1 protein-coding gene is annotated in these 1,060 nt (G+C 46.7%); it reads right to left on the reverse strand.

Going from position 1 to position 1,060, the window contains the following annotated elements:
* Positions 1-18: 18 nt before the first annotated feature.
* Positions 19-1,020, reverse strand: a complete 1,002-nt coding sequence (locus HGH90_RS29950; RefSeq protein WP_168764688.1) for a type IX secretion system membrane protein PorP/SprF — start codon at positions 1,018-1,020, stop codon at positions 19-21.
* Positions 1,021-1,060 lie beyond the last annotated feature (40 nt).

Here is a 1,060-nt window from a genome sequence, read left to right on the forward strand (position 1 = left end):
ACGTGTAACAACTAAAGGTTAAAAATACCTGGGGCTCCTTACCGTAAAATTCTTCGATGGGATCAAAAAGCCCAGTGATATCTCGTGCGATCCTCCCTGGTAACCTGCCATTTTATTAATGGTCAGATCGTAGGAATAGCCAATACGCAATTTTTCAGTAGCATAAAATTCCACCATTACGCTGGCAGCATCTACTTCGCTGAGGTCTTTCTGCAGGTTAGTTTTATTCCATAATCCCACACCGGTACGATAGGAAGCGCCTGTCCATAATTTGTCGCCAATCAACAGGAAGGCATTAATATCTACGTTGGTAGGCCCTTTAAAATCTTCCTTAATCAGGATCGAAGGTTTCAGCTGCAAATTGTCGCCCAGCGGAAACATAGCACCTGTAGTAATATACAGGTGCTGTGTTTTTCGGATGGTGGAATAGTTATTCCCTTTCCAGCTATAGCGGGTAGCATCGGTATAGAGAGAAAACAGGTCCATGACGGAAGCGCCGGCATAAAAACGGGAAGTGTAATAGTATATGCCAAAGCGCGCGTCTGGCACCCACACACTCTTTTTGCCCAGCGGCAGCGCCACGTCATCGTTATCTGTGTATTGCAGCGCATTACCGTCGATGGAATACTGGGTAACACCACCACCAAGACCAAAGCAAAGCCGGCGCGTACCTTCATCATCCAGCGGAATCCGGTAGGCGTATGAGCCATACAGCGATAACGCCTCCTGTGGTCCCAGTTTATCAAACAACATTTGTAACCCTAATCCTACCTTGTTGTCGCTCGCCGGCGTTACCCCATCTATCGATACGCCTCCCGTACGGGGCGCACCAGGGAAACCACTCCATTGATGACGGTAAACGGTATTCACATACAGGTCTTCCTTATAGCCTGCATAGGCAGGGTTAACGCTTAACCCGTTGAAGACATACTGGCTGAACTGAATGTTCTGCTGCGCTACAATGCGCATACTTATTGCCAGCAGCAAGACCATTATTCCTGCTCTAAGTACTGTTTGCATCTTTTACACTTTTTTTTGTAGCAGATAATATTGTTATCTC

The sequence above is a fragment of the Chitinophaga sp. Ak27 genome (genome assembly GCF_012726295.1).
In the GTDB taxonomy this organism is placed as follows: domain Bacteria; phylum Bacteroidota; class Bacteroidia; order Chitinophagales; family Chitinophagaceae; genus Chitinophaga.

What these genes read in the sequence shown, in the direction of transcription:
- HGH90_RS29950 (WP_168764688.1), bottom strand. Translation starts at nt 1,020, where the DNA reads ATGCAAACAGTACTTAGAGCAGGAATAATGGTCTTGCTGCTGGCAATA.